The organism is Ornithinimicrobium sp. (genome assembly GCF_051004135.1).
In the GTDB taxonomy this organism is placed as follows: domain Bacteria; phylum Actinomycetota; class Actinomycetes; order Actinomycetales; family Dermatophilaceae; genus Ornithinicoccus.
The window spans coordinates 1-6,681 of record NZ_JBPCKQ010000071.1 but is presented as its reverse complement, the minus strand read 5'-3'; the positions used below and the strand labels follow the sequence as shown (position 1 = coordinate 6,681).

At 69.7% G+C, this 6,681-nt stretch carries 7 protein-coding genes and 1 pseudogene; 6 read left to right on the top strand and 2 right to left on the bottom strand.

Features of this window, described 5'->3' with window-relative positions:
* Positions 1 to 182: 182 nt before the first annotated feature.
* Both ACR2FV_RS03990 and ACR2FV_RS03985 read right to left on the bottom strand, forming a co-directional pair.
* Entirely contained in the window at positions 183 to 827 is a 645-nt protein-coding gene (locus tag ACR2FV_RS03990) for a response regulator (protein WP_434014407.1), read from the bottom strand.
* Entirely contained in the window at positions 824 to 1,972 is a 1,149-nt protein-coding gene (locus ACR2FV_RS03985) for a sensor histidine kinase (RefSeq protein WP_434014406.1), read from the bottom strand. The genes ACR2FV_RS03990 and ACR2FV_RS03985 overlap by 4 nt, the downstream gene beginning before the upstream one ends.
* Positions 1,973 to 2,133: 161 nt before the next feature.
* Here ACR2FV_RS03985 and ACR2FV_RS03980 point away from each other — a divergent pair, with 161 nt between their 5' ends.
* The 6 genes and pseudogenes from ACR2FV_RS03980 to ACR2FV_RS03955 form a co-directional block, all read left to right on the top strand.
* Positions 2,134 to 3,390, top strand: a complete 1,257-nt coding sequence (locus ACR2FV_RS03980; protein ID WP_434014405.1) for a DUF418 domain-containing protein — start codon at positions 2,134 to 2,136, stop codon at positions 3,388 to 3,390.
* Between the two features lie 39 nt (positions 3,391 to 3,429).
* Complete coding sequence (locus tag ACR2FV_RS03975; protein ID WP_434014404.1) at positions 3,430 to 4,377, top strand: ABC transporter ATP-binding protein; 948 nt, start codon at positions 3,430 to 3,432, stop codon at positions 4,375 to 4,377.
* A complete protein-coding gene (locus ACR2FV_RS03970) occupies positions 4,374 to 5,231 on the top strand; it encodes an ABC transporter permease subunit (protein ID WP_434014403.1) in 858 nt (285 codons plus the stop codon). The genes ACR2FV_RS03975 and ACR2FV_RS03970 overlap by 4 nt, the downstream gene beginning before the upstream one ends.
* A gap of 38 nt (positions 5,232 to 5,269) precedes the next feature.
* Complete coding sequence (locus ACR2FV_RS03965; protein ID WP_434014402.1) at positions 5,270 to 5,833, top strand: GNAT family N-acetyltransferase; 564 nt, start codon at positions 5,270 to 5,272, stop codon at positions 5,831 to 5,833.
* A 234-nt stretch (positions 5,834 to 6,067) separates the two neighbouring features.
* On the top strand, positions 6,068 to 6,508 hold the full coding sequence (locus ACR2FV_RS03960; protein ID WP_434014401.1) for an IS5 family transposase: 441 nt from the start codon (positions 6,068 to 6,070) through the stop codon (positions 6,506 to 6,508).
* A gap of 43 nt (positions 6,509 to 6,551) precedes the next feature.
* Positions 6,552 to 6,681, top strand: a pseudogene (locus ACR2FV_RS03955) (IS5-like element ISMra2 family transposase); the annotation flags it as partial.

Here is a 6,681-nt window from a genome sequence, read left to right as displayed (position 1 = left end):
TTGGAAAGGTCCCCCGGCCGGCTGTGCTACCTCGGAGAGGGGGCGCGACGGAGCGGATATGTGAAGACCGTCTGGCTGCGTCGGGCGTCATCAACACATCAGCGCCATCTGGCCGTCGGCGACCACGGAGCGACGCGTAATCCACAGGCGGGTTAGTACCGCACCGGAAGCCTTTTCGAGGTCTAGATGCGGCGGGTCTCATGAGCCCACATGGCGAGCTCCACGCGGTTGCGGGCGCCGAGCTTTCTCATGAGGCTGCCCAGGTGGGCCTTCACGGTGCTTGTGCTGATGTGCAGCTCGGTGGCGATCTCGTCGTTGGTGCGGCCCTGCGCCACCGGGACGAGAACTTCTTCCTCACGGGCCGTGAGCGGTTCAAGGGGCTGGCTCGCTCCGTTCTGTGAGTGAGCGAACGCTGCGAGCAGGCGGACCGTCACACTGGGATCGATGAGCGCATCCCCGTCAGCCGCGGCGCGTATCGCCTGGGTCAGCAGCACTGGTCCGGCGTCCTTGAGCAGGAACCCGCGGGCGCCGGCCTTGAGTGCTCCGTGGACGTACTCGTCGAGGTCGAACGTCGTGATCACCACGATCGGCAAGGGGTCCGCGACGTCCGGTCCGGCGAGCTGGCGGGTCGCTTCGATGCCGTCCATCAGCGGCATCCGGATGTCGAATAGGCAGACGTCGGGGCGGAGCTGACGCGCAAGGCGCACGGCCTCACGCCCGTCAGCGGCAGCGCCGACCACCTCGATGCCGGGTTGGGCGTCGAGCAGCCTCGTCAGGCCCGTGCGGACGATGTGCTGGTCGTCGGCGATGAGCACTCGGATGCTCATCGTGCGCTCCCGGCGCGAGGCAGCGTCGCCTCGACCCGCCAGCCGCTATGTGCGGTCGGGCCGGCGTGGAACGTGCCGCCCAGGAGCGTCGCTCGTTCCCGCATGCCCACCAGACCGTAGCCCGGGGGGGTGCTCCCGGCCGTACCGGGTGCACCATCGTCGTCGACGCTCAGCCGTAACCCGTCGGGGTCTCCCGTGACAACCACGGTCACACGGGTCGCATGACGGGCGTGCCGTCGAGCATTCGTGATCGACTCCTGGGCCAGGCGGTAGACGGCGGACCCGACCGCGGGGCTGAGGTCGTCAAGCTCACCGGAGAGCACGACCTCGACATGAGGACGCGCGTCGCCGTCGCCGACGAGCCCCTCGAGGTCGGCCACGCCCGGCCGCGGCGCGAGCTCCGTGCCCTGCGTGGAGCGCAGGACGCCCACCATGGCGCGCAGCTCGGTGAGCGTCCGGGAGGCTGCATCCTCGATGGTGACCAGGGCGTCGATCGCACCCTCGGGGTCCGAGCGTGCGACGGCCCGTCCCGCCTGCGCCTGGATCGCGATGCCCGAGACGTGATGGGCCACGGTGTCGTGCAGCTCGCGAGCGAGCTGCTCGCGCTCGCGGGCCTTCGCTTCGTCGATGTCACGCATGCGGATCTTCGCGTAGAAGCGGACCGCCGCACCGAGCGCCGCGGCGAACAGGAAGAACCCGTATGTGCCGACCGTGTCCGACAGGCTCACGGGGTCGGCGACGTTGGTGACGGCCAGCCAGACCAGGATGACTCCGAGGCCAACCACGGCCTCACGGCCCGCCCCCCAACGGAACAGGGCGTAGGGCAGGAGCAGCGCCGCCGAGATGCTATACAGCAGAAGGCTCCCGTCGCCCGCGAGGATCCTGACGACGTCGACCGCCGTCCACGTGCCGAAGGAGACCGCGACCGCTCCGAACGGGTGCGTGCGTCGCCAGAGCAGGGGTGCCAGGACGGCGAGCACGGCGAGGAGCACCAGCGGGCGTGACGCCAGGTCCTCGCGGAGGACGGCTTCCACCACCGACCACGACACCAGCACCGCGACGAGCGCCCAGTCCCGCCACACCCGGCCAGGGGGGTTCGCAGGACGTGGCTCCGCCCACAGCGAGCGGAGCACGTGCGTGACCATCTGATCAGCGTAGGGGTCCCCCGGGACCGGCGTATTAGCCGAAAGTACGAGACGAGACCGTGCCATCGGCCAGTCCAGACCAGGCCCCGCGGCTGATGTGCCCGCCCCCGGGCGGCGGCGATGGTGGGAAGCACGATCCCACCGAGACAACGGAGCACATGATGAGAGCATCGCAAGACACCACCACCGCGCTGGAAGACCCGCGCCTAGCCGTGAGAGCGAAGCCGCCTCCGCCGGTCCCGATCGGCCGCGCCGAACGCTCGCTGGCACCGGACATCGCGCGCGGAGCGATGCTCTTGTTCATCGCGGTCGCGAACGTCGGGCTCTACCAGTGGGCCCGGCCCCTGGACGAGTACGGCCACCTGGCCGACGCGACCGCCTGGGACCAGGTCGCGCACTTCCTCGAGCAGCTGCTGATGGCTGAGCGCTCCCGCCCGATGTTCGCGATTCTGTACGGGTTCGGCATCGCCGTGATGGCGTCTCGCATGACGGCCCGCGGCATCGATCCCAAGGGCGTGCGGCGGGTCCTGCGTCGACGAAGCCTCTGGTTGGTCGCGCTCGGAGTGCTCCACGCGACCCTGCTGTTCATGGGCGACATCCTGGCTGCCTACGGGATCACCGGCCTCATCGCCCTCGGCCTGGTCCACCTGCCCGACCGCTCGTTGCGCCGGTGGCTCTGGCGCACCGGCGCGTTTGTCGCCCTCGTGACCACCCCGCTGCTGGCGTACGTCCTCGGGGAGGCGGCTATGGACGAGCGCGTGGCCTCGGGGGACCACCCCGCCGGGGCCAGCTATCTCGCCAACATGGCGTTCGGTGTCTTCGCCAGCGGTGCCAGCATGGTGTTCGCCGGCCTCCTGCTCAGCTACGTCCCGCTCGTGATCGCCGGCTTGATGCTCCAGCGGGCCGGGTGGCTCGCGGCACCCGGTGACCACCTCCGTGCACTGCGGCGGGTCTTCTGTTCCGCGATGGTGGTGAACATCGCGACGGCCCTGCCGGTGTCGCTGATCAGCCTCGACATCTGGCACCCGGAGCCACCGGTCGTGTTCGTCGCCCTCTACGTCACCCTTCTCGGCGGCATGTACGCGGGGCTGGGCTACATCTGCGGCTTCGCGCTGCTCGCGCACCGTTGGTCGGCGCGGGGTCGCCGCGGCCTGCCCGGTGCGCTCGCGGCACTCGGCGAGCGATCGCTCACCGGCTACCTCGGGCAGTCCATCCTGCTCGCACCCCTCCTGGCACCGTGGGCGCTCGGCCTCGGCGAGGGCCTGGGGTACGTCGGGGCGTACGCCTACGCGGTCGCCGCCTGGCTGGTGACGGTCGTCGTCGCGGTGATGCTGGACCGGCGTGGTGTACGCGGCCCGTTCGAGACGCTGCTGCGGCGGCTGACGTACAGCGCAGGCCCGCCCACACGCCCCCACTGAACGTCCCGCAGTCCCACGAACACAAGGAAGGTCCCGGTCATGATCGAGGCACACGAGCTCACCAAGCGCTACGGCGGCAAGACCGCCGTGGACAGCATCAGCTTCACCATCGCGCCCGGCTTGGTCACCGGGTTCCTCGGGCCGAACGGTGCCGGGAAGTCCACCACCATGCGCATGATCATGGGACTGGACCGGCCGACGTCAGGCAGCGTCACCGTCAACGGCAAGCCCTACGGGCACCACCGGTCGCCGCTGGGCGAGGTCGGCGCGCTGCTCGACGCCCAAGCCGTCCACCCCGGCCGCAGCGCCCGGTCCCACCTGCGGACCATGGCCGCCACCCACAACATCAAGGCGTCGCGCATCAGCGAGGTGATCGAGATGACCGGCCTGGCCGGTGTCGCGAGCAAGCGCGTCGGCGGGTTCTCCCTCGGCATGGGCCAGCGCCTGGGCATCGCCGCAGCGCTCCTGGGTGACCCCCGCACGCTCATCCTGGACGAGCCCGTCAACGGGCTGGACCCCGAAGGCGTGCAGTGGGTGCGTCAACTCGTGCGCGGGCTCGCCGCCGAAGGACGGACCGTCTTCCTGTCCTCGCACCTGATGAGTGAGATGGCGCAGACCGCCGACCAGCTCCTGGTGATCGGCCGCGGCCGGATCATCGCTGCCGGTCCGGTCCAGCAGGTCATCGACTCCGTCTCCGGCGGCGCCGTGCGCGTGCGGTCCCCGCATGCCGGTGAGCTCGCCGCCGCACTGGCCGCGGACGGCGTCACCGTCACGTTGCCCGAGGCCGGGACCCTCGAGGTCAGCGGCACCACCGCCGAGCACGTCGGTGACGTCGCGTTCACCCGGGGGGTGGCGCTGCACGAGCTGTCCGCGCGCAGCGCCAGCCTCGAGGAGGCGTACATGAGACTCACCCAGGACGCGGTCGAGTACCGCTCCCAACCCGCCACCACCGCCCGCTACAGGACCGAGAAGGGCCAGAACCGATGAGCACTCTGACCGCCGACCCCACCGCGACCACCCGCGCCGCCACCTCGCCCAGCACCGCTGAGGTGAACACCACCTTTGCCGGCATCCTGCGCGGCGAATGGATCAAGCTGCTCTCGCTGCGCTCGACCTGGTGGGCCCTGACCTGCACCGCCGCACTCATGACGCTGGCATCGGTGGCCTACGCCATGTCGCTGAACACCATGGCGGCGGACCCCGTGATGGCCCCGAGCATGCAGCAGATGCACGGCGCCGAGATCGTCGCGAGCGGCTTCCCCTTCGGGATGCTGGTCATCGCCGTCCTGGGCGCCCTGTCCATCACCGGGGAGTACGCCACCGGCATGATCCGCTCCACCTTCGCCGCGGTCCCGACCCGGCTCCCCGTCCTTGCCGCCAAGGCCCTCGCCCTGGTCGTTCTGGCCGCCGCTGTGGCACTCGTCAGCATGACGCTGTCCTACCTGGTCACCATGGCCCAGCTCTCCCAGTACGACCTCGTCCCGGCCCTGGACGACCCCGGTACGTGGCGCGTGCTCGGCGGCGCGGTCTACTGCCTCACCGCCGCTTCCCTGTTTTCACTCGGCCTCGGCATGCTCCTTCGCTCCACCGCCGCCACCATCACCGTTGCCCTGACCGTCCTGCTGCTGCTGCCTGGCACCCTCAGCTTCATTACCCTGGACTGGGTGCAGACCATCGTCAGCTACCTGCCCCTGCCAGCGTCCTCAACGTTGCTCACCACCGGGACGACAGACGTGCCAGGTGCCAACCTCTCCACATACACGAGCCTGGTCGTGGTCGCCGCATACGCCGTGATCCCGCTCGTGACGGCCGCCGTGGCGCTGCGCCGCCGCGACGCCTGATGCTCTCCATCTCGAGAACCCCCAAGGAGCTGAGCCCCATGACCGCAGAGATCCTGGCCGTCACCGACCACCTGGTGCTGCGCCCGATGACGAGCGGCGACGCCTCGGCTCTGGCGGCATACCGGAGCGATCCGGTGCAGGCCCGGTACCAGTCGTGGGAGACGCCTTATTCCGTGGACAGCGCCCGGGCCCTCATCGCCCAGATGTGCGTGGTGCCGTTTGGGCAACCTGGTGTCTGGTTCCAAGTCGCCATAGAGACCGGCGGGCGTTTGATCGGCGACGTTGCGGTCCGCGTGGACGGGGACGATCCGCGTCTGGCCGAGGTCGGGTTCACGCTCGCCGCTGACGCGCAAGGCCGCGGGTTCGCCACCGAGGCACTGCGCACGGTCATGTCGTTGCTGTTCACCGAGCACGGCGTGCACCGGATCTCCGCGGACTGCGACACCCGCAACCACCGCTCGGTCGCACTTCTCGAGCGCGTCGGCATGCGCCGCGAAGCGCACCACCGGCAGTCCGCCTGGTGGAAAGGTGAGTGGACCGATGAGTACGTATACGCCATGCTCACCGAGGAGTGGCAGGACGAGAAACGTGGTGGCCACTAGGCGGAAAACCCTGAAGTCCGATGCGCCTGGTGCTTCTCGAAGCTACGGCGACCGCCTCCGCTTCAGGATTCCCTCACTGATGGCCCTGTGCCAGCGGCGCCAGCTTTCGGTGGCTGGGGTGCACCAACCAAAACCCCGTCGACCCATCCTGACCGAATTCGCCAGCCACACTCCTGCAGCGTCTAGGGCGTGTCCCGCGAAGATCCGAGGTGGGCTCGCGGTAGACACGGACGCATGCTCGATCGACATGATCTGACCGATGAACAGTGGGCTCAACTGGAGCCGCACCTGCCCCCTCAGACTGGTGGCCGTGGTGGGCAGTGGGCCGATCACCGCCAGGTGCTCAACGGGGTGATGTGGCGCACGCGCACCGGGTCGCCGTGGCGAGACCTGCCCGAGTGTTACGGGAAGTGGAAGACGGTGTACAACCGGCATCGTCGCTGGTCAGGGGACGGCACCTGGGAGCAGGCGTGGTCCAAGGTGCGCGTCGGCGCCGACCAGGACGGTGACCAGCGGTGGGTGGCCAGTGTCGATGGCACGGTGATCCGGGCGCACCACCACGCGGCCGGTGCCCGGCACGAACCACCCAAGGACATCCCGGCACACCGGTTGGCCCCGACTGTGCTGAGTGGGGGCAACGCGCCGGGCCAGCACACAGGGGGCAGGGTCGAATGACAAGAATTCTGGGATCGAGCCCCCGGTCGTCTCGGACCGGGAGGCGCTGGGCCGCTCCCGGGGTGGGCTGAGCACCAAGATCCACCTGGCCGCAGACACCCGGTGTCGGCTGTTGGCGCGGGTCACCACCGCCGGGCAACGGCACGACTCGGTGGCGTTCGAGGCGGTGATGG